The organism is Marinobacter sp. CHS3-4 (assembly GCF_030053415.1).
Taxonomy (GTDB): Bacteria; Pseudomonadota; Gammaproteobacteria; order Pseudomonadales; family Oleiphilaceae; genus Marinobacter.
In genome coordinates this window covers 1150221-1174445 of the sequence record NZ_JASGBJ010000001.1, presented here as the reverse complement: position 1 = coordinate 1174445, position 24225 = coordinate 1150221, and the positions used below count along the sequence as shown (strand labels likewise).

At 56.2% G+C, this 24225-nt stretch carries 19 protein-coding genes; 10 read left to right on the top strand and 9 right to left on the bottom strand.

The window, feature by feature from the left end; translation table 11 throughout:
• Positions 1–21 precede the first annotated feature (21 nt).
• Entirely contained in the window at positions 22–624 is a 603-nt protein-coding gene (locus QLQ17_RS05400) for a DUF938 domain-containing protein (RefSeq protein ID WP_283208518.1), read from the top strand.
• 5 nt (positions 625–629) lie between these two features.
• Here the strand turns inward: QLQ17_RS05400 and QLQ17_RS05395 are convergent, their stop codons facing one another.
• The 4 genes from QLQ17_RS05395 to QLQ17_RS05380 form a co-directional block, all read right to left on the bottom strand.
• Complete coding sequence (locus tag QLQ17_RS05395; RefSeq protein WP_283208517.1) at positions 630–1610, bottom strand: DUF4124 domain-containing protein; 981 nt, start codon at positions 1608–1610, stop codon at positions 630–632.
• A 133-nt stretch (positions 1611–1743) separates the two neighbouring features.
• Positions 1744–3072, bottom strand: a complete 1329-nt coding sequence (locus QLQ17_RS05390) for a ferredoxin reductase family protein (RefSeq protein ID WP_283208516.1) — start codon at positions 3070–3072, stop codon at positions 1744–1746.
• A gap of 5 nt (positions 3073–3077) precedes the next feature.
• Positions 3078–4538: an SLC13 family permease gene (locus tag QLQ17_RS05385; RefSeq protein WP_283208515.1), complete on the bottom strand. Its 1461-nt coding sequence runs from the start codon at positions 4536–4538 to the stop codon at positions 3078–3080.
• Between the two features lie 45 nt (positions 4539–4583).
• The gene (locus tag QLQ17_RS05380; protein ID WP_283208514.1) at positions 4584–4913 is read right to left on the bottom strand and encodes a rhodanese-like domain-containing protein; all 330 of its coding nucleotides are present in this window, start codon (positions 4911–4913) and stop codon (positions 4584–4586) included.
• 130 nt (positions 4914–5043) lie between these two features.
• Between QLQ17_RS05380 and QLQ17_RS05375 the strand changes: the two genes are divergently transcribed.
• Complete coding sequence (locus QLQ17_RS05375) at positions 5044–6045, top strand: MBL fold metallo-hydrolase (protein ID WP_283208513.1); 1002 nt, start codon at positions 5044–5046, stop codon at positions 6043–6045.
• A 71-nt stretch (positions 6046–6116) separates the two neighbouring features.
• Here QLQ17_RS05375 and QLQ17_RS05370 read toward each other — a convergent pair whose 3' ends face one another.
• Complete coding sequence (locus QLQ17_RS05370) at positions 6117–7169, bottom strand: alpha/beta hydrolase (RefSeq protein ID WP_283208512.1); 1053 nt, start codon at positions 7167–7169, stop codon at positions 6117–6119.
• Positions 7170–7290: 121 nt separating this feature from the next.
• Between QLQ17_RS05370 and QLQ17_RS05365 the strand changes: the two genes are divergently transcribed.
• The 5 genes from QLQ17_RS05365 (at position 7291) to QLQ17_RS05345 (ending at position 14729) form a co-directional block, all read left to right on the top strand.
• Complete coding sequence (locus QLQ17_RS05365; protein ID WP_283208511.1) at positions 7291–9951, top strand: cation-translocating P-type ATPase; 2661 nt, start codon at positions 7291–7293, stop codon at positions 9949–9951.
• A gap of 113 nt (positions 9952–10064) precedes the next feature.
• Positions 10065–11549 carry a glutamate-cysteine ligase family protein gene (locus QLQ17_RS05360; RefSeq protein ID WP_283208510.1) on the top strand — a complete coding sequence of 495 codons (1485 nt, stop codon included), beginning with the start codon at positions 10065–10067 and terminating at the stop codon, positions 11547–11549.
• Positions 11546–12586 (top strand): M14 family metallopeptidase, encoded by a 1041-nt coding sequence (locus tag QLQ17_RS05355; protein ID WP_283208509.1) that lies wholly within the window; start codon positions 11546–11548, stop codon positions 12584–12586. The genes QLQ17_RS05360 and QLQ17_RS05355 overlap by 4 nt, the downstream gene beginning before the upstream one ends.
• Before the next feature lie 67 nt (positions 12587–12653).
• Complete coding sequence (locus QLQ17_RS05350; RefSeq protein WP_283208508.1) at positions 12654–14474, top strand: Na/Pi cotransporter family protein; 1821 nt, start codon at positions 12654–12656, stop codon at positions 14472–14474.
• A gap of 3 nt (positions 14475–14477) precedes the next feature.
• Positions 14478–14729: a hypothetical protein gene (locus QLQ17_RS05345; protein ID WP_283208507.1), complete on the top strand. Its 252-nt coding sequence runs from the start codon at positions 14478–14480 to the stop codon at positions 14727–14729.
• Here the strand turns inward: QLQ17_RS05345 and QLQ17_RS05340 are convergent.
• On the bottom strand, positions 14707–16287 hold the full coding sequence (locus tag QLQ17_RS05340; RefSeq protein WP_283208506.1) for an inorganic phosphate transporter: 1581 nt from the start codon (positions 16285–16287) through the stop codon (positions 14707–14709). The genes QLQ17_RS05345 and QLQ17_RS05340 overlap by 23 nt on opposite strands.
• 181 nt (positions 16288–16468) lie before the next feature.
• Between QLQ17_RS05340 and QLQ17_RS05335 the strand changes: the two genes are divergently transcribed.
• Together QLQ17_RS05335 and QLQ17_RS05330 are read left to right on the top strand one after the other, a co-directional pair.
• A complete protein-coding gene (locus tag QLQ17_RS05335; protein ID WP_283208505.1) occupies positions 16469–18460 on the top strand; it encodes a hypothetical protein in 1992 nt (663 codons plus the stop codon).
• Positions 18461–18590: 130 nt separating this feature from the next.
• Positions 18591–21995, top strand: a complete 3405-nt coding sequence (locus QLQ17_RS05330) for a DUF1631 family protein (protein ID WP_283208504.1) — start codon at positions 18591–18593, stop codon at positions 21993–21995.
• A 163-nt stretch (positions 21996–22158) separates the two neighbouring features.
• On the opposite strand, the gene QLQ17_RS05325 is transcribed toward QLQ17_RS05330, so the two are convergent.
• The 3 genes from QLQ17_RS05325 to QLQ17_RS05315 form a co-directional block, all read right to left on the bottom strand.
• Positions 22159–22704, bottom strand: a complete 546-nt coding sequence (locus QLQ17_RS05325; protein ID WP_283208503.1) for a PEP-CTERM sorting domain-containing protein — start codon at positions 22702–22704, stop codon at positions 22159–22161.
• A 216-nt stretch (positions 22705–22920) separates the two neighbouring features.
• The gene (locus QLQ17_RS05320; protein WP_283208502.1) at positions 22921–23181 is read right to left on the bottom strand and encodes a hypothetical protein; all 261 of its coding nucleotides are present in this window, start codon (positions 23179–23181) and stop codon (positions 22921–22923) included.
• 97 nt (positions 23182–23278) lie between these two features.
• Positions 23279–23533 (bottom strand): redoxin domain-containing protein, encoded by a 255-nt coding sequence (locus tag QLQ17_RS05315; RefSeq protein ID WP_283208501.1) that lies wholly within the window; start codon positions 23531–23533, stop codon positions 23279–23281.
• 141 nt (positions 23534–23674) lie between these two features.
• Here QLQ17_RS05315 and thpR point away from each other — a divergent pair, with 141 nt between their 5' ends.
• Positions 23675–24220, top strand: a complete 546-nt coding sequence (thpR, locus tag QLQ17_RS05310; protein WP_283208500.1) for an RNA 2',3'-cyclic phosphodiesterase — start codon at positions 23675–23677, stop codon at positions 24218–24220.
• Positions 24221–24225: the final 5 nt, after the last annotated feature.

The window sequence follows — 24225 nt, the reverse complement described above, 5'->3', positions numbered from 1 at the left end:
CCGCTCGGAGACCACAACCCAATGACCGCCGACCTTCCCTATTCCCAAGCCTGCGAAAACAACAAAGCACCCATACTCGAAAAGCTTCGGGAAATTTTTGATCAGTCAGGCAAGGTTCTGGAAATCGGGACACTGACCGGCCAGCACGCCGTGCATTTCGCGCAGGCCATGCCCCATCTGCAGTGGCAGCCAACGGACCACCCCGATGCCGCGGATACCTGCCTTCCCCGGCTGAAGCAGGCGGCATTGCCGAACATGCTTCCCGTGATTGAACTGGACGTGAGCACCCCGAACTGGCCAGTGGAAAATTTCACCTGGGCGTTTTCGGCGAACACGGCCCACATCATGGCGTGGCGGGAAGTGGAGCAGATGTTTCAACAGATCGGAAAACGGCTGCCAGAAAACGGTGCCTTTTGCCTGTACGGCCCTTTCAACAATCAGGGCGAATATTCAAGCGACAGCAACCGCCAATTTGACCGGCACCTGAGAGCCCAGGCCTCTCACATGGGCATCCGGGATCTGGACGACCTGAGCACATTGGCGCAATCGGTGGGTATGAAGCTCACTAATAATTACGCCATGCCGGCCAACAACCAGCTTCTGGTCTTCAGGGCAAAACCATAGGCAGGCTAGAGCCTGATAATCGGCTCACCCTGCTTCTGAAGCCAGTTGCGCCAGTCCAGCTCCAGCACATCAACCCCTCCAATGTAATTATCATCCACCAGATAATAAGAGAGGGTGCGGTCGCCCCGATTAAAGTTGTGCATCAGCCGTAGGACGAAATTACGGCTGGTGGGTCTGGACAGAAGAAAAGACAGAAACTGGCCAGCCTGGGCCTGCAAAGGCCCCTGCCCGGACATGCGGGAATGCTGCCATTCGTTACTCGGCAGCTTCAGGAACTGATCAATGTCCTTTAGCAGTCCTTTATCACGGGCATAAGCAACAACCCGCTGATTGTCGAGGTGGCGCTCAAAATACAAACCGGTTTGGTCACGCTCCAGCATTTCCATCTGTTCCGCCAGCCCCTCATGCAGCCAGGCGGGCGCATACGGAACAATGGTGTCGACAACCGCATGACTGACTTCGTGCTTGATGGTTTTGAAGGTGCGGCTTCGGTCTTTCTGGATGTAAACAACAATCTGATGCTCGGAGGGGATATACATGCCGTAAGACGCCACTGATTGGCCCCTGTCCTTGCTGAGCAGATAATATTGGTAGGCTGACCGATCTTTCAAAATCATTATGTTGACCGGCACGGTCTTATACATGTCAAAGAACATCACGCTGTCGAAAAACTCATAGACGTGATTCACGCCATCTTTGATGTATTGGTGTTCCTGCTCAGTCAGTTCGACATCCACCGCCTCAACCTTGATATCAAAGCGAGACCAGTCAGACGAGGTGGTTTTCACGTCCACCAATTCCTGCTCAATGCGGTTGTCTTTGCGATCGCTGAAATGGACCTTTCCGTCTTCATCCACCCATTTGTAGATCTCTGCGAGACTCGCATTTGCCAACAGCGTTAAAAGTAGAAAGAGCAGTGGTTGACCTACTGACACAAACCGCTTCAGATTGTCGAGGAAGTGCCGAGTGGGATCGATACGGGCCATGGTATTTCCTGGGTGGAGTTTCCCTGAGCGGGTCTAACGCAGCACAAACGCAAGAAGAATCAGGCACAGGCTGATGTTCAGCCCCCAGACAATCAAGGACAATCGACGGCGTTGGCTCGAACGAGCGAATGCATTAGTCATAGCTGAAACGCTCCGACAGGATTTGATGGCCGGGTGTGCCCCTCTTGATCAGGTGATCTTCAACCGCATCCATCATGACACCCGGCCCGCACATCACGAAGACCCAGTCACGAAACTCTTGCTCGGAAAACGTTCGGTCGATCAGCGGCGCATCGATCAGGCCTGTTTCTCCATGCCACTCCTTCGGAGGCTCTGACAAGACGTAGGTCAGGTTCTCCTCACCCAGCGTTTGTTCCAATTCTTCCCGATAGGCGATCTGATCCACCACACGGTTACCATAGATGAGTTTCACCTTGCGCGAATCTCCGGTCATGTGCATTTGCCTGAGAATACCCAGCAACGGCGCAAGACCAACGCCACCGGCAATCAACGCGACCCCCGGTTCGTCACGACCATCAACGGATAAATTGCCATACGGCCCGTCCAGATAGGCCCGGGTTCCGTTCTTAATCTGGTTGAGACTGCTGGTAAAGTCGCCAAGTTCCTTGATCATAAAAGAGACGTCAGGCCCGCCAGCCGGCGCTGAACAAATCGAGAACGGATTTTCCCGCATCGAAAACGGGCTGTGCCCAACGTTCAGCCAAACGAATTGCCCGGCCTTGTAATCAAGGCCCCTGTGACCTTCCGGCGTCACGGTCACTTCCCATTGTTTGGGGGTCAAGTGAATAATCGATGTCACGCTCCAGGGACGAGTCCTCTGGTAGAGCGGAACCAGCAGATACACCGTCAGCAGTGAGCCCACCGCCAACGCAGTCAAGGCCAGCCACACCCAGGTCATCACAGGATGCGAGCCGTAGCGCCCTGCATATACGGTGTGATGGAGCAGCAGAACGGCAATCAGGAGCGCGCCCACTCCGTGTATCAAACGCCATGTCTCGTATTTGTAGTTAAGCTGGGTGCGGCCGATGGCCATCACCACGAGCCCTGCAAGCAGCAGATAGGCGATGATGCCGGTCGAAAGTGCCGAGAAGTCGGTCGTGAGGGTCAATTGGCGCGTGGGATCCCAGGGGCGCGGCCCGGCGGTCGGCGTGCCCTGGTACAACAGCGGATGCAACAGCGCAAAGACCAGCGCGGTGCGAGCCATAACCTGATGAAATCTCATGGTCACATCCAGCCCGACGCCATTGGAAATCGCTCTGAAACGGCCTGAAAGCACGAACTCCATTAGCACCATGGAGAAGGCCAGAATACCCAGGCCCGATGCCAATTCCTGATGAAACTGCCGTGGCGGCCCACCAACCAGCGCGGACAGAATTAACGGCGTTACAACGGCGACAAGATAAACAATGACCAACAGGAACGGTTTCATCAGTCCAGACATCCATTTCAACCAAGGGTGAAGACAAGTCCCAGTAAACTATAACTGATCAGGGTCACCACGATGATTGCCATCACGTTCAGCGCGAAGCCGGCGTTGATCATATCGGCGATTCTCATGTGCCCGCTGGCAAACACGATGGCATTCGGCGGTGTCGCCACCGGCATCATGAAGGCGCAACTGGCGGCGATAGCAGCCGGCACCGTCAACAACAACACCGACATATCCTGAGACACAGCCAGGGCGCCCAGCAATGGCAGAAACGCCGCCGCTGTAGCCGTGTTACTGGTCACCTCCGTTAGAAATACAATCACAGTCACCACCAGCGCAACGATCACCAGCATCGGCATCTGGCCTGCCACTGACAGAGACTGGGCAATCCATTCGGCCAGACCGGAACTACTGATCACTCCTGCCATGGCCAGCCCACCGCCAAACAACAGGAGCACTCCCCAGGGAATCCCTTTGGCTGTCTCCCAGTCCAGCACAAATACGCGCTGTTTGATATCAACCGGTATCAGGAACATAGCAATCGCCGCGGCAATGGCAATGCCGGTATCCGTTAGCCAGGGCATCAACCCATCAGCCAGTAATGGCCTGAATATCCAGGCGGACGCCGTAACCACGAATACCAGCGCCACCAGCTTTTCACCCTTTTTCAGGCGACCAAGCGCTGCCAGTTCATTCCGGAGCGTATCCGCGCCGCCAGCCTGCTCCCCCAACCCGAAATCCCTTCGGGTAAGCCACCACCAGATCAACAAGAGCATCATCAGCGACACCGGAACACCCAGCAGCATCCATTGGGCGAACCCGATGGAAATGTTCTGGTTTTCCATCAAATAGGCTGCCAGAAGCGCATTGGGCGGGGTACCAATCAAGGTACCAATGCCTCCAACACTGGCAGAATAAGCAATCGCCAGAAGCAGCGCCGTGGCGTAACGTCGCACCCCATCCTCGTTGGCGGAATCCATCATGGCAATGACAGAGACACCGATGGGCAACATCATGATGGCCGTGGCGGTATTACTGACCCACATACTCAAAAAAGCCGTCGCTACCATAAAACCGGCAATCTGACGGCGTGGTTTGTCACCCACACCCCTGAGGATCAACAAAGCGATTCGCCGATGCAGATTCCAGCGCTGCATTGCCAGGCCCAGCGTAAACCCGCCCAGGAACAGGAAGATAATCGGGTTGGCATACGGTGTTGTCGCTTCTTTGATGTCGCCCAGCCCAAGCGCGGGTATCAAAAAAATGGGCACCAGCGCTGTCGCTGGAATCGGGATCGCCTCGGTCGACCACCAGGTAGCCATCAGCAACATCAACCCCAGTGCCGCCCAGGCCTGTGGCAACATACTTTCCGGTGGTGGGAAAACCAGAGTGATCAGCAGCAACAGCGGGCCAAGTAATAGCCCTATGACCTGCCCCTTCGGAAGACCTTTGGATTCTTTGTCAGCAGCAACCGTCATAATGAATGCTTAAAGTCTGGTTAGTGTCCGTTCAGCACGAATAGCTCAAAGATCACGGGCCGCTCGAGCATCTTCAATGCCTCCAGTATTTTTCACCCTGGTATACCCAGCATCCTCAAGAGCAGATCGAGCCTTCTCTGCCCTGCCCCCACTTAGGCAATAAAGATGAATATCGGTGTCTTTGTCCGGAAACTGACGGGACACCTGCTCAACGATTTGGTTGTGCGGAATAAGCAGGTCACCATCAATACTGTCCTGTCGATGCTCGGCCTCCGTCCGGACATCAATCCAGACTGGATCGGCGTACACCATGATCGGCGCCACCAGAAGCGAGAGAAACATCAATAGAACCTTTTTCGAGACAGGCTTCTCCATAAGAGTTAACTCCTTGCATTCGTAACTCAGCGATGAGCTTATAAGATAAAGCTTAATCTGTTTAGCATTACAAACACACCCAGGGGCATTTCGTGGACAATGACCTATTAGCCAGAGCTGAGCGCGATTCATGACCATCGACCGTGAACGCCTTACAATCCTTGCCGCTGAACCTCATTTTCGCGGCGGCAAGTATCGAAATCTGGAGCCCGTGGACCGCCATGGCCTCGGGGATTTCCTGCGCTGGCAGCTGGCGCCGGGCCGCCGGTTTCCGAAAGGTAAACGCTATACGCTGTTGCGTCCCGACGCTCATCAGCTTTGGAACCCGCCGACGCAACCTCAACTCACCTGGCTGGGGCATGCCTCGTTCCTGATTCAGTATCAGGGCCTGAACATTCTGACCGACCCGGTGTTATCAGACCGTGCCAGCCCCTTTAAATTGGTCGGGCCAAAACGATGCACGCCCCCTGCATTGACGGTGGCAGACATGCCGCCGATCCATCTGGTATTGATCTCCCACAATCACTACGACCATCTAGACGACGCAACCGTGCGCCAGTTGCATCGACGTTTTGGGGAAAAGCTTTGCTTCTGCGTTCCCATGGGGCTGAGGCGATGGTTCGAAAAGCGCGGCATACATAATCTGGTGGAACTGGGTTGGTGGCAATCGGCTGAGCTGACCGAAAACAACGAAGTATTCTGCCTGCCAACCCAGCACTTCAGCGGGCGAACCGCCACCGACACCAACACCTCACTCTGGTGCAGCTGGCTCGTCGACATGGACGGCTTCCGGCTCTATTTCGGCGGTGATACCGGCTATGGAAAAGTGTTTCGGGACATTGGTGAACTGTTTGCCCCGATCGATCTGGCACTGCTACCCATCGGCGCCTACGACCCACGATGGTTCATGGCTCCGGTGCACGTGGCTCCAGAAGAGGCAGTAAAAATTCACCAGGATATCGGCGCCCGGCAGTCCGTCGCAATGCACTGGGGCACATTCGTGCTAACGGATGAACCCATGGACGAGCCACCGCGGCGACTGCGGATGGCACTCGAAACGCACGGCATTCGCGAATCGGAATTTCGCGTCATGCAACACGGGGAGGTCTGGGTCGTGAACCCGCCAGACTGAGTTTGCCAAACACCCCGAGCCAGGCAACCGTGTATTGTTCAGGATTCTCTGCCACAGCCCTCCGAGATAGACTAAACGCCAGCCGAATATTGATTCAAAAAGGTCTGGACCTCGTCGAAGGCCTCTTCCGCTTCCGGCAGCAGCGGCACGAATATCTGCCACACGTGCACCATGCCCGACCAGGTATGCAAGGTCACCGAGGATCCCGCAGCTTCGGCTTTTGCCGCATAGCGCCGGGCGTTGTCCAGCAGCATCTCGCTATCACTGACCTGGATCAGAGTGGGCGGCAGATCCTGCAAAATGCCCCTGAGCGGTGATGCAACCGGATTGGTTGGGGACACCCGGAAAGCGGCCGTGGTGGCCCACCAGATGACCGGCAGCGGGATTTTTGAAAGACCACCGAAAGCTGGCCCCAGCAGAGGGTCGGTACTGATGTTGTTTCGATTACTGGGTGCTGTCAGAGACAGATCAGTCGAGGGTGAGAACGCAATGGCGGCGTCTGCCTGGCGCAATCCCTTATCCCGAACCCAGGCGATCAGGCTTAACGTGTGGCTGCCGCCGGCAGAATCCCCGGCGACCACCAGGAAATCGGCGGGTTCCGCACCGTCCGGTCCGTGATCCAGAATCCAACGATAGGCTTGCCTGCAGTCCCGCACGCCGTCCATAAAGCGGTTCTCGGGCATCAGCCGGTAGTCGACGGCGAACACAGCCGCACCAGCTATTTGTGCGAGGCGATCAGTAATCGTTCGATGGCTTCGGGGGCTTCCAGCCGCCCAGGCGCCGCCATGAATATAAAGTATCCTGCGGCGGCTATCGCAGCCCGGAGCAATCACCCACTCGCCCCGGGGCGAGTCGCACGGACGGATGGTACTGGCCAGATCCACTCCATCACTGAGCCCATCCATATGCTCCCGCAGGGCCCTCAGCCGGGCTTTGCCGCGCAGCCCGCGGGACGCTTGTCCCAGCTCGCGGATGCGCCCCAGCACTTCCCGGTTCGCTTCGCTGGGCGTTGCATCCTTAACTGGGTAATCCTCCCGGTCCAGGTGAGACAGGTCTTCAAACCGGAACAACAACATGGTTGCAGCAACCAGCAACCCTATTATGACAACGATAATCCAGAGCATGGGTCGTCCATTTTTCGGTGGCCCCGTTGGCAGGGGCAAACTAAGCTTCAGGCAATAATCGCAGATTTATGCCGATTCTGCCCGCGACGGGCACGAAACTGCCTGGCCCGAACCCTCAACTATGAAAGACGCCCTCGCGGAAGCAACGACCGCCCCAGATAACTCTGACAACGGGCTATCCCAACAGGAAGCCAGTGCCCGGCTGGAGAAATTTGGCTATAACCGGCTTCCCGCGCCGCCAATGCCAGGTGTGCTCCGACTTTTCGCCCGGCAATTTCTCAGCCCTTTCATTTACATCCTGCTCGTCGCCTCCGGGGTGTCATTTGCACTCGGCCAGACCCCCAGCGGGGTTTTTATCCTGATCGTCCTGCTGATCAATGCCATTATCGGCACGGTCCAGGAGTTCTCGGCCCAGAAGGCGGCCGCCGCGCTGAAGCAAATGATGAAAGGGACAGCCCATGTACTTCGGGATGGCCAGATTCTGACCGTTGAAGTCGAGGAGATCGTTCCGGGCGATAGTGTTTTACTGTCCTCAGGCGACAAGGTGCCGGCTGATATTCAGTTGCTCAGCGCCAGCAGCCTGGCGGTGGATGAGTCCATGCTCACGGGGGAGTCTCTGGCAGTTGCCAAGAATGCCGGTACGGTCAGCGACGACAGCACACCGCTTACTGAACGCGTTAGCCAGTGCTTTGCGGGCAGCATCATCACCCATGGGCGCGGACGCGGCCGAGTGATCGCCACCGCCTCTGATACCCAGCTTGGCAAGATTGCCCAGGGCGTCACCGGCAAAGCGTCTGCCGAACCGCCTCTGATGATCCGGATCCGCAAGTTCACTTACCAGCTTGCCTTCGGCATTCTGGCTGCCATTGCCGCCCTGGCGGGCCTGATGATCCTGGATGGCGGTTATTCCACCGAAGACATGATACTGATGACCATTGGCCTGGCGGTCTCGGTGATTCCCGAAGGTCTGCCGGCCGCGCTCACCGTTGCCCTGGCCATCGGCATGAGCCGGATGGCCAAACTCAATGTCATCATTCGCAAGCTTGTAGCGGTAGAAGCCCTGGGGTCCTGCACCCTCATCTGTTCCGACAAGACCGGCACCCTGACCGTCAACGAGCTCACCATTCGCAAGGTGATGTTGCCGGATGGACGGCAGTTCGACGTTACAGGTGAGGGAGTCACCCCGGGCGGAAAGGTCTTGAACGATACCGGAACAGGGGTGGATACAACCGGCCAGGAGACACTCAGAGAGCTCTGTATCGCGGGCGTCCTAGCCAATGAAAGCTATCTCGACTACAGCGGCGGCGAATGGGTTTCCCAGGGGGATATCGTGGACATCGCCTTCCTGGTCATGGCCAAGAAGCTGGGCATGTCCATCAGTGACCTGCGAACCCGCCAGGAACAGGTGGCACTGATCCCTTATGAATCAGAAAAGGCCTACAGCGGCGTGGTCAACCGGATTGGCGATCAAACCATCATCTATGCCAAAGGTAGCCCTGAAAAGATGCTGGCCATGTGCCACCAGATGGCAACCTCTTACGGCTCAGTCGCCATCGACAAACCCACCCTCGAACGTCAGTTCACCGAACTCGCGTCCCGGGGCTATCGAATTATCGCGTTGGCAAAGAGAACCTCTTCCATCGGTGACCATGAGATGGCGGATATGGACTTCCTCGGTATGGTCGCCATGATCGACCCACTCCGCCAAGAGGCCTTTGATGCCATCGAGAAATGCCGCTCCGGCGGGATTGAGGTGGCCATGGTCACGGGCGACCACCCTGCCACCGCAAAATCGATCGCGCTGGAACTGGGTCTGTGTGATGCCAACGCAACGGTCGTTACGGGCCCCATGCTGGAGGAAGCCAGCGCAAGGGGCCAGGTGGCCGTCGACGAGCTCACCCGTCAGGCACGGGTATTCGCCCGCATAGAACCCGCCAGGAAAGCGCAGATTGTAGACAGCTTCATGCGGGACGGTCATTTTGTTGCCGTAACCGGGGACGGCGTCAATGATGCACCCGCGATGCGGCAGGCCCATGCGGGAATCGCCATGGGTAAACGCGGTACGGACGTGGCCAAGGAGACCGCAGACCTGATAGTGACCGATGACAACTTTTCGTCCATCGTCGCCGGCATCGAGCAGGGTCGGGTCGTCTACAACAACATCCGTAAGGTGATCGGGCTGCTCGTGGCTACCGGTTTCTCGGCTATCCTGCTCTTTTTCCTGTGTGTCCTGGGTGGCCTGCCAATGCCCATGATCGCGGTACAGTTGCTCTGGCTTAACCTGGTAGCCAACGGCTTCCAGGACGTGGCCCTGGCCTTTGAACCGAAAGAAGGCGGCGAACTGTCCGTCAAGCCGCGCTCGCCTCACGAGCCGGTGTTCGACAAACACATCATTGAGCATGTGCTTGTGGTGGGCTCCTGGATGGGCCTGGTGGCATTCCTCTATTTTCAGTGGACGCTCGATCAGGGCCAAAGCATCGAGGCAGCCCGAAACCTGACGCTGATGCTGATGGTGCTGTTCGGCAACATTCACGCGATGCAAAGTCGATCGGAATTCCGCTCGCTTTTCCGTATCCCTCTGCTTCGCAACCCGTTCCTGATCCTAGCGGTTCCCCTGGCGCAACTGGCCCACATTGGCGCCATGTATACCCCGGGGCTGTCCGATGTGCTGCAGATTCAGCCGATTTCAGTGCAGGAATGGTTACAGTTGCTGGCCTTCGCGATGAGCCTTCTCGTGGTGGAGGAACTACACAAGGTCCTGATCAGAAAGCGGCGGACGTGAAAAAGAACTGAAAGCAGCATTGGCGGCCGCCAGTGTTTCGAAACCACTTGCGAATGAAAGAATCCCAAAAATGACTACTATCAAGGTAAGCCAACACCGGAGATGGCATCACCTTGGGAACTTCGATCAAACAAACTGAGTTTACGGCAGATGAGTTTGAAACGTTTGCCGCAAAGGTCCGAACGGACCTTACCGCACTAACTCGTCTGCTCGACCGACCCGGCTTTGGCGAGGGCGAGACCTCCATTGGCGCCGAAGTGGAATTTTACATCGTCAACCCGGAACTGCGCGTTCAGCCTATCAACACCGAAATCGCCGCAAGCGTGAAGGACCCGCAACTGACGGTTGAGCTCAACCGCTTCAATCTCGAATACAACCTAAGCCCTCAGGCCTTCAAGGGCGACCCGTTTGCCAGAACCGAGCAGGAGCTGCTTGCGGCTATCCGGAGGATCAATCAGCACGCGGCACCGCTGGGCGGAGAGCTGGTTCCTATCGGCATTTTGCCCACCCTGCGCCAGTCCGATATAGACGCGAAAGTCATGACCGATGAACCCCGCTATCATGCCCTCTCCAAAGCGCTACTGAAGCAGCGCGGTGAGCCTTTCAGCATTCACATCGGTGGTAACGATGTCATCGATCTGGAAGCCGACGATGTCACCATGGAGGGAGCCAATACCTCGTTTCAGCTGCACTGGCGTGTACCTGCCCGCCGGTTCGCCGATTATTTCAATGCCGTCCAGCTGGTGACACCCATTGCCCTGGCCCTGGCTAGCAACTCGCCCAGCCTGTTTGGCCACCACCTTTGGGACGAAACCCGCGTAGCCCTGTTCAAGCAATCCATCGACAGCCGACCCAATACCCGCAAAAGCTGGCGCCACCCGCCCCGGGTTTATTACGGCAACGGCTGGGCGCGCAATGCCTGGGAGCTCTTCGCGGCGTCCGCTTCGCTTTACCCGCCCATCATACCGCTGATGTCCGATGAAGACCCGATGGCCGTGATTGATCGCGGAGAGGTGCCGGAACTGACTGAGCTACGCCTGCATCAAGGCACCACATGGCCCTGGAATCGAGCGATTTTCGATCACGCAGACGGCGGCCATCTGCGCATCGAGATTCGTTCCATGCCAGCGGGCCCGACGCCCGTTGATATGTGTGCGAACGGGCTGTTCGTAATCGGCGCTGCGCTGGCGGTGCTCGACGACGTCCACCATCTGACGTCGATACTTCCTTTTCACTACACCGAACACAATTTCTACCGCGCCGCCAAATACGGCATCAACGCAGACATCGTCTGGCCCCACCGGGATCAGGTTCAGTTGCAGGACAGGCCACTGCTAACGGTGGCCCGGGAACTGCTTCCGCGTGCCCGTGAAGCACTGGAAAGAACCGCAGTGGACGACAGTGAAATTCACCGCCTTCTGAGTATCATCGAAGGCCGAATTGAAACCGGCATGACCGGCGCCCGATGGCAGCGCCACATCACCGAGTCTTTTTTAAAAACCATGGAGCCCGATGACGCCTTCCGGAGCATGCTGGCACTTTATATGGCCAACCAGAAGAGAAATATCCCTCTCCACGAATGGACATTGTCACCGTGACCCACTCGAACCTACTTGACTACCTGAACGACCCGTCGCCCAGAACGCTGGGGCAATCGCCCCTGGAATGGCTGAACCGGCTGAACAAGCCCACCGTTGTGCATGTAACCGGTCGCGACCGCTCCCGCACCCGCGCCATGGCAACGCTTCTGCATGGCAACGAGCCCTCAGGCCTGTTCGCAATTCACCGGTGGTTGCTGGAGCAGCACACGCCAGAGGTGAACATGCTGTTTCTGATTGGCGGGGTCTATCCTGCCAAGGTTCCGCCCGCCTTCTCTCTTCGCCAACTTCCCGAGGGACGTGACCTGAACCGTTGTTTCAAAGAACCTTTCGAGGGCGAAGAAGGTGCCATCGCACAGGCCATGCTGGCCGAACTTCACAAGGCGAACCCGGAATGCCTGCTGGACGTGCACAACACTTCAGGCACCGGCCCGGCCTTTGCGGTAACCATCACCAATGACGCCGCCCATCAGGCGCTGACCTCGCTGTATACCGATCGCCTGATCATGACCGATCTTCGCCTGGGTGCACTGATGGAGTATTCCGAACAGGAGGTGCCCACGGTAACCATCGAATGTGGCGGCGGACAGGACGATAACGCGCACCAACTGGCTTACGACGGCCTGGTTCGATACACCTCACGGCCGGACGTGCTTTCACTCGAAGAAGCCGACTGGGAGGTCGCAGTATTAAGGAACCCGATTCGAGTGGAGCTGTCGCCCGATGCCACCATCGAATATCGACTTGAACCTTCCGGCCACGCCGACATGACGTTTCCGCCAGACATCGAACATCGCAATTTCGGCATCGTTTCACCCCATGAGCCTCTGGGATGGGTTGGGGAAAAGGGCCTGGGCATACTTACCGCAATCAGCCACAACCGGGCCGAGGGCGTTGAGCAGGTTCTAAAAGTCAGGGACGGACGGATCTACCCCGCCCAGGCCATCAAAACCTTTATGATTACCACCAACCCGGTAATTGCGAAGAGTGATTGCCTGTTTTATGCGGTCAAGGCGACGGGCGAACCTATTTTCTAGCATCCACAGCAATGCGGCACAGTATTCTTATCAACTACATTCGCTCTAGGGACGGAGGTAACAGCCAATGAACGTCCGCCACCTCATCCTGGCGGCCATACTCGGACTCCTTGGTTTCGCAATCTGGGCAAGCCCCGAATTCAAACTGATTGCCTCCGGCGTTGCGATCTTCCTGTTTGGCATCCTGTCGCTAGAGAGCGGGTTTCGCCAATTCACCGGGGGATTCCTCGAGCGTGTGCTGCACCGTTCAACGGATACGGTTCCGAAAAGCCTGGGCTTTGGCATCATTAGCACCGCCATCATGCAATCCAGCTCCCTGGTATCGGTTATCACCATATCCTTCTTGAGCGCCGGCCTGCTTCCGCTGATAACCGGCATCGGTATTATCTTTGGGGCTAACCTTGGCACCACCACCGGTGCCTGGCTGTTCGCCACCATCGGCATGAAAATGAGTCTCTCCGCCTTCGCGCTGCCAATGCTTGTCTTTGGCGTGGTGCTGAATTTCCAGCAAGGGCGCGCATTGAAAGCCTTCGGCGCTATTCTGGCCGGCCTGGGGTTTCTGTTTCTCGGCATCGATTTCATGAAGGAGGGGTTCGAAAGCTACCAGTCGGCGTTTGATCTGCGCGAGTACGCAATGACGGGGGTCGCGGGGCTACTGATCTACACGGTGCTAGGGATTCTGGCGACGGTTGTTATGCAATCGAGCCACGCGACTCTCGCCCTCACCCTGGCGGGACTGTCGACCGGCCAGATTACTTACGACAATGCGCTGGCCCTGGCCATCGGCGCCAATATCGGCACAACGGTCACAGCGCTGATTGGCGGCCTTGGTGCGAATATAGCTGGCAAACGCCTGGCCGGCGCACATCTGCTGTTCAATACCGCAACGGCGGTGATCGCGTTGGTCCTTATCGAGCCCCTGCGCTGGTCAGTCGATGCCCTGTCGGCGCTCATATCTGTTGCTGATGATGACTATACGGTCAAGCTCGCCGTGTTCCATACCCTGTTCAACTGCCTGGGTGTCGCCACTATGTTGCCGCTGATGTCAAAGATGGCAAGAGCACTCGAGCGCTGGCTACCAGACCGGGGAGACGAAGTCGCCGCACAGCCCAGATACCTGAACGCCGCAGCAATGGACTCCACGGACAGCGCGAACGTGGCGGTTCGCAGGGAAGTCTGGCATTTGTTCGATCAGGCTTTCGTGATACTTGCCCATGGCCTTCATCTGCACCGCGAGCAAATTCGCGAGAGCAAGGACCTGGCAGCAACCATCAACCATTCCCGCGAGCGCGTCGACATCGACATCGACCTGGTCTACCAGCAGCGCGTCAAGCGTCTTTACAATGCCATTCTGGATTTCATTTCCGGGTGTATTACCCGCGAATCAATCCCCGGTTCTACAGAATCGCTTTACCGCCTTCAACATGCCGCCGGGGAGATGGTGGAAGCGATCAAACACGTCAAACATCTGCGAAAGAATCTCACCACCTATCTGGCTTCAAATAATGCAACGATTCGGCAGGAGTACAACGAGCTCCGACTGCGAGTGGCAGTGGTGCTTCGGGAAACCCATCGGTTTTTCGAGGGTAATTTTGACGACATCAGCGCGGCCATCCTGGAACTCGACGAAATTTCCGTAAGAGCAAGGGTAGACCGCGAGTCAATGGTCGAGCGGGTGACGCAATTCCTGGGTACAAAGCGGATCGATTCTGCCATGGCCACTTCTCTGCTCAATGATTCTGCCTATGCCAGCGAAACGGTCGATGCTATTTTGACCGCAATACGAGAACTGCTTACCGCCATGGATGTTGAGGCCGCGCGAACCACCCAGGCGCTATCGGTGAGCAATGAGGGCCCGGCAGACGAAAACACACCACAAAGGAGCTGAAAGATGGGTTTCAAGAACCTGGTAGCAAAGCTCGATGATGTTCTGGGTAAACATGACAGGGGCAAGCGTCTCAAACTTGAGGAACTGAAACGTCTGGAAGAAGCGCTTGAAAAGAAGAGGAAGAAATACCGCGACCGGCTTAATCTGAAGCCTGGCGCATCAGAGGAAACACCCGCTCAGACCGAAGTTCGCTTGCGCGTGGTCGAGGCGCAACTGACGAAACTGCGAGCCCTTATGGAAGAAGCATCCCCCTGATAGTGAAGAACAACATAGCCGCCAACAGGCCCGATAACGGCACCGTGATCAACCAGGCAGCGACAATCCGAAAGACCGCGGAGCGTTTGACCAGATCCTGCCTGTAGACCTTTTTCAGCGCTTTCCGGTCCCTTTTGGAGATCACAGACTGACTACCACTTCGGCTCTTGAGGTTCTTGAGGTTCTTGAGGATTTCGCCCTTCTCTTCGAACGAAGCCTCCTCGAATTCTTTCAATACACGCTCTAGCTCGCCCCGATCCTCACCACCGTAATGCGCTTCGATCTCATCAATCTTCTGGCGATAGGTGGTTTTCAGGTGTTCGCGCAGGAAGCCGACGCCGAACACGCCTCCTATGGCAATATGCGTGGAGCTCACCGGAAGGCCCAGCTGGCTGGCAACAATGACGGTAACTGCCGCCGCCATGGCGACGCAGAAGGCCCGCATACGATCGAGTTCTGTTATCTCCGATCCTACAGTGCGTATCAGCTTGGGGCCGAACAATGCCAGACCAAGCGCAATCCCGGCCGCGCCTACCAACAACACCCAACTGGGAATCGCCGCTTTAGCAGCGACCCCGCCCTGCAGCACCGCCTCATTGATCGCCGCCAGTGGGCCTACCGCGTTCGCAACGTCGTTCGCCCCATGAGCGAAACTCAACAGTGCGGCGGCGAAAATCAGTGGAATCGTAAACAGCGTGTCGACGCCCGCTTTGCTGTTCTTCACACTGGCCGAATGGCGGTTAATCAGCCACCGCGTCAGCCACCATATGCCGGCGCCGACGAGCGCGCCCAGACCAATCGCGGGCAGCAAGCCGACCTCTACAATCTTGCTTAACCCTTTTAACACCAGGTAGGTCGAGAACACCCAGGCCATGATTGCCACAAATATTGGCACGTTGTATTTTGCGGCCTCCGCGATATCGCGCTTATAGGTAATGCGACGTTTGATGAGGTAAAGCGAGAACGCAGCGATGGCGCCACCGAGCACCGGTGATATCACCCAGCTGGCAGCGATCTGGCCAAACTGGCCCCAATCCACGATGGCCGGGCCACCAGCGGCGATCCCCGCACCCATAACACCACCAACGATTGAGTGAGTCGTGGACACGGGCGCCCCAATATAGGTGGCCGTATTCAACCAGAGCGCCGCCGCAAGGAGGGCCGCTATCATCAGCCAGATGAACGTATTGGCGTCGCCGATCAGTCCGGGATCGATGATTCCCTTCTTGATCGTGCTTACTACATCACCGCCTGCGATAAGCGCGCCACTGGCCTCGAAAATGGCGGCGATTGCGATAGCGCCGGCGAGGGTCAGCGCTTTGGAACCAACAGCAGGGCCCACATTATTGGCAACATCGTTGGCGCCGATGTTCATCGCCATGTACCCGCCAATCATGGCTGCCGCGACCAGCAGGACAATGTTCGGCGCATCGGCCCCGATCGCGCGGACATAAAGCATGATTCCAACAAGGAAGATCACTGCTACGCCAATTCGAAGAACCTCGCCACGCCCGTAACGGGTCGCCCGCTCGATTGCGTTGATTTGTTCAAGCTCCATTAATCCACCGCCAGTCCATAGATCCATGGTGTCGCTTCGGGCCAGCCACCGTCTGCCTCAGTACAATGTAGTGCAAAGCCACACCATTTGAACAAAATTTCGGCAGCTGGCCGCACAGGCCTTTTCGTGTTTTCAACGTTCACAGTTGACACAGCGCATTGCTCCCTCAAGGATGGGAGGCATGACCAAACCTAATAGAGAAACCGAAAACCAGAGCAATAACGCGCCGGCACACCTTGTAAAGGCCTTTGAAGACGCCGTCAGCCGCCTTGCTGAAGTCAATGCCGTTGAGGGCGTTTCGCCGGTATTCGAAGTGATTGATGCCGCAAAACCCCTCGTACTTAAGCCAGAAGGCCTCGAAGCAATCTACGAACGCGTTGCGTCCATCGAATCAGCCGCGCTCTTTGGAGGCAGCGATTGGGACTTTCCCCAGACTCTGGTTCCCTCTCTAGCGGCGCGCACGGTTCGACACGGTGAGCCAATCGAGACACTGGTCGAATGCCTGAGCCAGATTCGCCTTTTGGCGGTCGCCAACGGCGACTACGTCCACACCTCTATCTCGGCAGAACATGCCCATCATTTTCTCGCCCAGGTCATGGCGATGAACCTTGACCTGGTGGTCAGTGACGACCTGCAGGAGAGCGACCGGCTAAGGCCCGATCAACTCGGCCATGCCGTCCAGAACCTCTATCACTTTCTGCTCCAGCACCTGGGCTATGAAAACCTGTTAGAGCATCTGGTGGCCGAAGTTTGGCGAATTCTGGAGCAGCGCCCGGTGCAGGTTGAGGGCGTCAAGCATATGGTGACCCAGATTGCCGTTTGTCTGGATAAACCGGACGCATTGGGCGGCGAAGTCAACGACGACGCCGTACAACTCATCAATGCCTTGTTCAGCCCCACTCGAGGTTGCGCCGAAGACCCCGGTTTCGAGGTCTATGCCGAACGATTGGCCGAGATGGACGATGCCGGCCTGATGAGCGAGGCCATCGCCTTTGCCCAGGCGATGCATAACACCGGCCTGGTGTCAGCCTACATGCCGGTGTTCATCCGGTACCTGCGTGAACGCTGGAACGCCCTGATTCCCACAGCCCTTGGCCTGAGTTATACCGGTGCGGACGCGTTTCATTGCTACCCGGCGCTGATACACCGCCTGATTGACGACGCGGTATTCCCCGAAACCAGCCAGTGTACCTATGGCCTCGCCATGATGCTGGAGCGCGGCATTCTTTACTCGCCGCCAGTGGCGCCCTCATTGTGGCGACAGATACGCATGACGCTCTGTGACGCCGCGGCTGAAAAAATCGCCACTGTCTTCGGCAGTAGCCGCAGTCCCGAGTGTTTTCTGCTCGCAGACGTGCTGAATGTGCTGGGGCGGCCTCTGGGCGTGGGGCAGGGAAACTACCCGACCTGCCAGTCCACCCGTGCCTTGTCCATGTGGGCCTACAGCTTGCCAGCAGAACTACTCCGCATCCTGGCCTGGGCTGCGCGAGACGATGAAATCATCATGCGTTTTGAAGGCAACAGCATTTCTTCGCGGGAGCTTGGCGCCGGTCTGGCCACCGAGCCACCGGTAAATGTCGATGCCGTATCACTGCTGACCGTGCCGCATCTGGACCGCATTTATTTTGAAATGGGGCGGCGCAGTATTGGCCGAGGAGAAGATCCGCACAAGTGGGTCAACGCCGAGTTTCATGGCGACTACGTAGGCCACGGATTTCGCATCGCCGTGGACGTTTTTACCGGCGCTCTAAAAGACTACGAGGGGTTCATAAGGGATTTCTACGCCGCCTATCACCCGTTCTACAACGGCAACATCCCCGTCATTAATCCACAGCCAGCCGGTATCGCGGTGACCGACAGCGCCACGCGGTTCCTTGGCTGGCACGCCATCACCATCCAACGGCTGGCGATGGATTCAGACAAAAACATGCGGGTCTACTTTTTTAATCCCAACAACGACAGCGGTCAGAACTGGGGGCAAGGAGTTATCACTTCCACCCAGGGCCACGGCGAGCTTTTCGGCGAGGCATCGCTACCGGTGGCCGAATTTGTCTCCCGGCTGTATGTGTTCCACTACGATCCAATAGAAAAAGGCGATCCGGAGCAGGTCCCAGCCGATGAGGTAAACCGTGCCATGGAACTGGCCCGGGGCAGCTGGGCTTCAGCGCGGTAGTGGCTCATGTCAGGCTATTGTTAAGCTATGCGAAAAACAGGCGACGGGTCACGCCTAACCACACCCTGTTGCGATAGACTTGGCGCCACTATTTGCTTATACGTTGTTCCCCTGAAGAGCCCGGTCACCTATGTCGCAACCTCAAGCCCAATTGAGTCATCACCATCGCTTCGATGAGTTTTGGGCATTTTGTCACCGTAGTGCCGAAAAAACGTTAGTCGACCTTCTGACCGATGCTCTGAGAGCAGGCGGGCAAAGCCTGGAGGCTGAGCACTCTCAGAACCAAAAGGGTAGCCAACGCGCCGCCGAAGTAGCCGTCTGCCTGAAAATGAATGCCAGCCAAATCGCTGAACGCTGCGTTCGTCAGTGTTTGAGTAACGCCATACAGCTGATGCAGATAAACGGTGAATCAGCTTTTCCCAGTAACTTGTCGGTCATGACCGACCAGGACACCGAACAGGAAGTTGCGATCAACCTCACAGCACGGAGAATCGCCAAGCAAGTGTCACTGGAGCTGGCCCAACTGCACACGATTTTTTGCGATGTTTCCGACCGACAGATCACTAACGAGAGCAACCCGATCGGGCCCAAACTTCTGATCACGAGCCTTCACGGACAATTGCGGGATCAAGAGCTTAGCCAGCAGGCGGTCAATGAATTCCTCCCGGAGCTTGCTGCAACGATAGCGCCAAAACTGAAGCGCTTTTACCGCAACCTGATCATTCAGTCCGAAGAGCAAGGCCTGGATTCGGAGCCGGCCACGGAAGGTTTCCCCTCGCCCCAAGCATCGTCCAATCCCGATGCTGCCCAACGGGTAACCGGCAAAGACGAAGCCATTCAAGAAAACAGCGATGCGGGGGAGAGTAAAGCCGGACAAATTTCAGAAAAAGAGTTACTGCTCTCCCTGTTCAGCATCAGTGACCGTACCCAGTCGTCCAACTATCATCGGGCCCTGAACATGCTGGCCAGCGGGCGTATCCCGCACACGGTAAGCAACCGGTTAAAACGTGAAGACCTGCTCTCTATCCTTGGCCATCTTCAACGTCAGCGATCAAATGCATCACCCGAGAAACAGGAATCACTGATCGATATCATACTGGTTGAAGCCGGGTTAAACCCTGCGCTTACCGACGCACTGACGGAAGAAGATCGCGCTTACATCGATATCACGCAACGGTTTTTCGATGCAGTTCTGAATGCAACGTCATTCAAACGGACATTGCGAGAACAGGTGTATCGCCTGCGCTGGGTTTTCCTGCAGGTGCTTCTGCGCGACGACTCTTTTTTCCTCAATCGCGCCCAACCCGCACGGTACTTCATCAACGGACTGGCGCGACTGAGTTTTCGCATCACCGCTGACAAGAACCTTGATCGTTGGCTGACCCGCTTCATTGATCGGGCGATCGAGCAGTACCAGGGCGATAACAGTATCTTCAACGCGATATCGAAAGACATTGACGCTCTCATAAAGCGCCAGGACGAGGCATTCCGGCTGATAAAGTCGCGAATTGCCAAAACCGCCGAAGCTCAACAGCAACTGCGGGATGCCCGCACGGCCGTTGCAGCAGACATGTCTAAACTATTGTTGAACGAAGCCGTACCCACAAGCCTTGAAACGCTGCTATACGATGTCGACTGGCGCCACCAGCTGGTTGTTCACTGGCTCAAATCGGAGGGTGGCGACGCCTATCAGCAATGCCTGAGTCTGCTTACCTCGTGGCTGCACCAACTGAACGGTACCCCGGATCCCTCCGAAGACCCGGAGGCGCTGAAAGCCGCTCTGCGAAACGAGCTCAACTCCCTCAATGGAACGCGAGTCTCTGACTGTAATGCCACCCTGGAAGCACAGATTGACGGCCTGATTGACGTTGAAACGCGCCAGTTTTCAGAATCCTACCTGGACGAGAAAGAGGCACCCTACCGTAACGATCACAAGCATGAGAGCGTCCATAAAACGCAGCTTGAGACAACCTATACACCGTCCAAGCGGATGGCTCAGCTTGCACCCGGAGACTGGGTTGCATTCTCACAGCGTGATGGTGGCGACCAGTTCCTGCGTCTGACCTGGCGCGGCGGCCCGGTGTTCAGATTTTCAGGCGTGAACGAAGCTGGACCGCAAGACATCGAAGTCCACTATCGCGCGCTTAACAAACAACTACGATCAGGAGAGGCCCGAATAGTGGAGGAGAGCGAGCGGCCACTGGTGGACCTATGTGTTCATCAGATTGGCCACTCTTTCTACGAGGACCTGATCACTGACACCCAGGGCGATTCCCTGACTGGCGCACTGACCCGCATGGAGTTCGAGCGAAAACTGGAACAACGGGCCCAACGTTGTTCGGATTCCGACGAACGCCACTACCTGCTGTACATCGACATCGACCGCTTCAGGGTGATCAACAGTACGTTAGGGCATGCCGCGGGTGACCGGGCATTGAAGGATATTGCGCAATGTTTGCACCAATGGACACAAGAGCCAGGATTTGTGGGGCGACTGGGCGGGAATGAATTTGGCGCACTGGTTCGTGCCGATAACAAAGCCATGGCACGCTCGCTCGCCGACGATTGGCGAAAGCGCCTTGCAATGAAATCGATTCAGTACCAGGACGCCACGATGCCATTGACCGTAAGCATCGGTATCGACCGATTGGGGCCGGATTCGGGGGCCGCCGACAGGGCTCTGAGCCGCTCAGCGCTTGCCTGCCAGGCGGTTAAGGAACGCGGCGGTAACAACGTTGAATGCTACGAGGCGAATAACGAAGAACAAACTCGCCAGACAGAACAAATGAATTGGTTGGCCGGGATGGACCGTGGGCTGGATGAACTGCTGACGCTACGATGCCAACCGATCAATTCGCTGACCTATCCGGACGACAACCCGCACTACGAAGTTCTTCTTGGTGTGCGCACAGCAGACGGTCAGGTACTGCCGCCGGCAGCGTTTATCGAAGCAGCCGAACACCACAAAAGAATGGCAGAGGTGGATTGCTGGGTTCTCAACGCCCTCCTCGACTGGATGGAGGCTAACCCCGAAAAAATGACCGAAATCGCGGGGTTTTCAATCAACCTCTCAGGCAAGTCGGTTACCGACGACCGGGTTCTTGAATTTGTGCTGGCGCAGCTGACACGCAGGCAAGTCAACTCTCGGAAGCTCTGCTTTGAAATAACCGAAACCTCAGCCATCAGCAGCCTTGCGACGGCCAACGACTTCATCTCCGAAGTAAAACGCTTCGGCTGCCGGTTCTCATTGGACGACTTCGGCACCGGCCTGTCGTCCTATGCCTACCTGCAGAAGCTCGACGTGGATTTCCTGAAAATAGACGGCATTTTTATTCGTAACATCGTTCACAACACCAAGGACCAGGCACTGGTTTCATCCATCGTAGAACTCGCCCAGTTTATGGGGCTGAAGACCATTGCAGAGTTTGTCGAAGACAGTGAAATCTGCGACTACGTGAAAGCACTGGGCGTGGACGAGGGTCAGGGTTATTTCCTCGGCAAGCCGATACTACTGGAAGACCTCTTGAGATCGTAAGGAGGGAGGAGCATCAGGGAAGGCCGGCTTTACCTCAACTACAACCAATCCGTGCAGGACACATGGCTGCAGAGCCCGGCTCAGCTTTGCTGATTAATCATGCAGTTAATGTCCAACAAAAAACCCGCCATTGCGACGGGTTTATGCTAGCAGGCAATAAGCATCAAGCCTCTAGGTGTTGCCTCCGGCGAAAAAACCCCAGGCCAGCGAGCCCCAATCCCAACAGCGCCAACGTTCCCGGCTCAGGAACATCGTAGGCAACACGGAGATCCAGGCGCCAGAAAGTCCCCTGTCCGGAATTGCCGATATCGATCTCAATCGAATTCCCGGTAAAGGCAACAGCGGAATCCGCCACATTGGCAAAATTTGTGGTCAGATTGAATCCCACAAGTTCGCCCAGGCCACCAACCCAATCAAGCCCTGTAAATTCGAAAATCGCATCCGGACCTGAAAAGCCAGTGGTAAACCCACTTTGAAACTCGATAAAGTCTGCGCCGATATCCAGCGTCTGATCGGCGAGCACAAAACCTGCAGAGGCGCAGCCCGCGCACTCAACCGAATTCGTAACCAGAAAATCCTGACTGGATGTCAATGCTCCATCATTCGGAAAGTAGGTGTTGAACGTCACTGTGTCACCGATCAAGCTGGCATTCGCTGAAAATGCCAGAGACAAAAAGAAAGCCCCAAAAACCAGTTTTAGATTAGACATCGCCATATTCCCTTTGAGTTGGACTACCGCAACTTAGACGCAATTTATGCACCCACTGAAACAAAACGTTGAAAAATCCAACGGTAACGAATTTGTCCGAATCTGGAATTAGGTTCTACTGTAAAAAAGATCGACTACTGCCTGTATAGCGGAGAAGGCAAGGAGCGAGGAACAGCACCCCGCTCTTCAAACTTGCTAAGCCAGATTTCCTGATTGCTAAGCTTCGCCTTCGAGTTCGCTCATGGACTCAAGCTCTTCCATCGCTTGCTTGAGCACCTTCACAGACTCACCATGTTTTCCCTGGCCATGCAGTGACTGGCCCTGATCCCGAAGCTTTTTAATCTTCTCCAGGGTCTCAGTATCCATATCAGCCATTTTGAGCTTTTCATCGATGTCACGTACAAGAGAGGGGCATTGGCCGGCAAGCGCTGTACCCGAGAAAACCACCGTTACGAGCAGAACCATTAGATAGCGCATGATCTTTCCTTGTTGTTGGCACATTCCTATAAAGCATAGCTGATATACACCGATGGCACCCTGACCCGGGAACCTCATAACCAGGATGCCTGGAAAGTCAGGCCAGATCGTCCAGTATTTCCTGCACATGGTCAGCCGGTTTGACCTTGCCGTAATGGCGCACGATCACACCCTTCTCATCAATCAGGAACGACTCCCGGTTAACAGACATCACCTGCTTGCCGTACATATTCTTCTGCTTCAGCACGTGGTACTGATTGACCACGACTTCTTCCGGGTCTGCCAGGATCGGGAAGTTCAATGACTCTTTCGCGGCAAATTGCCTTCCCAACTCATACAGATTTGTCTCCATAGCATAATGAGTGTCATGCATTATACGATTATTCAAACGCTTAGGCTTTTACTCAGATGGTTGAAAAGCTGACGTAGAATCATGGCCCCGCTAACCGTCGCGCGCTACCATCGACGCAACATTCCCTAAGTGCCGCTGTGTATGCCAAGAGTCTTTTTCGGTTTGGAGCTCCCACCCGAGATCACCGAACGTTTAATGGACATTCGATCAGACATCCCGGGGGCAAAATGGCAGAGCGCCTCCCAATTGCATATCACGCTTCTGTTTTTAGGAAGTGTGGAGGAAGCGCAGCTCACTGCCTTGTGCGATTCGGCCCGTGATATTCGACTGGAACCATTTTCTCTACAGATCAAAAGCCTAGGCTGTTTCGGTTCACCCCAAACGCCGCGAAACCTGTGGGCAGGGGTTCAGCCGCGTGAACCGCTGGCACGTCTCAGAGCCAGCCTTCAGGGGCGGGTGGAAGAATTGGGTTTTGTATGCGAAAGCCGAAAGTTTTGCCCACACATCACCCTGTCCCGTTTCAAACGTGACGCTGGCTCAGTTGAGGCGCTACTGGCAGAAAACGGGGAGCGTGCCTTCGGGCAGTTTCCGGTCACTGAGTTTGCTCTGTTTGACAGCACGCCGGGCCAGACGGGTTCTGTATATCGCGTTATCGAACGCTTTACTCTACAGGTCAGCCCCCTATAGGCCAG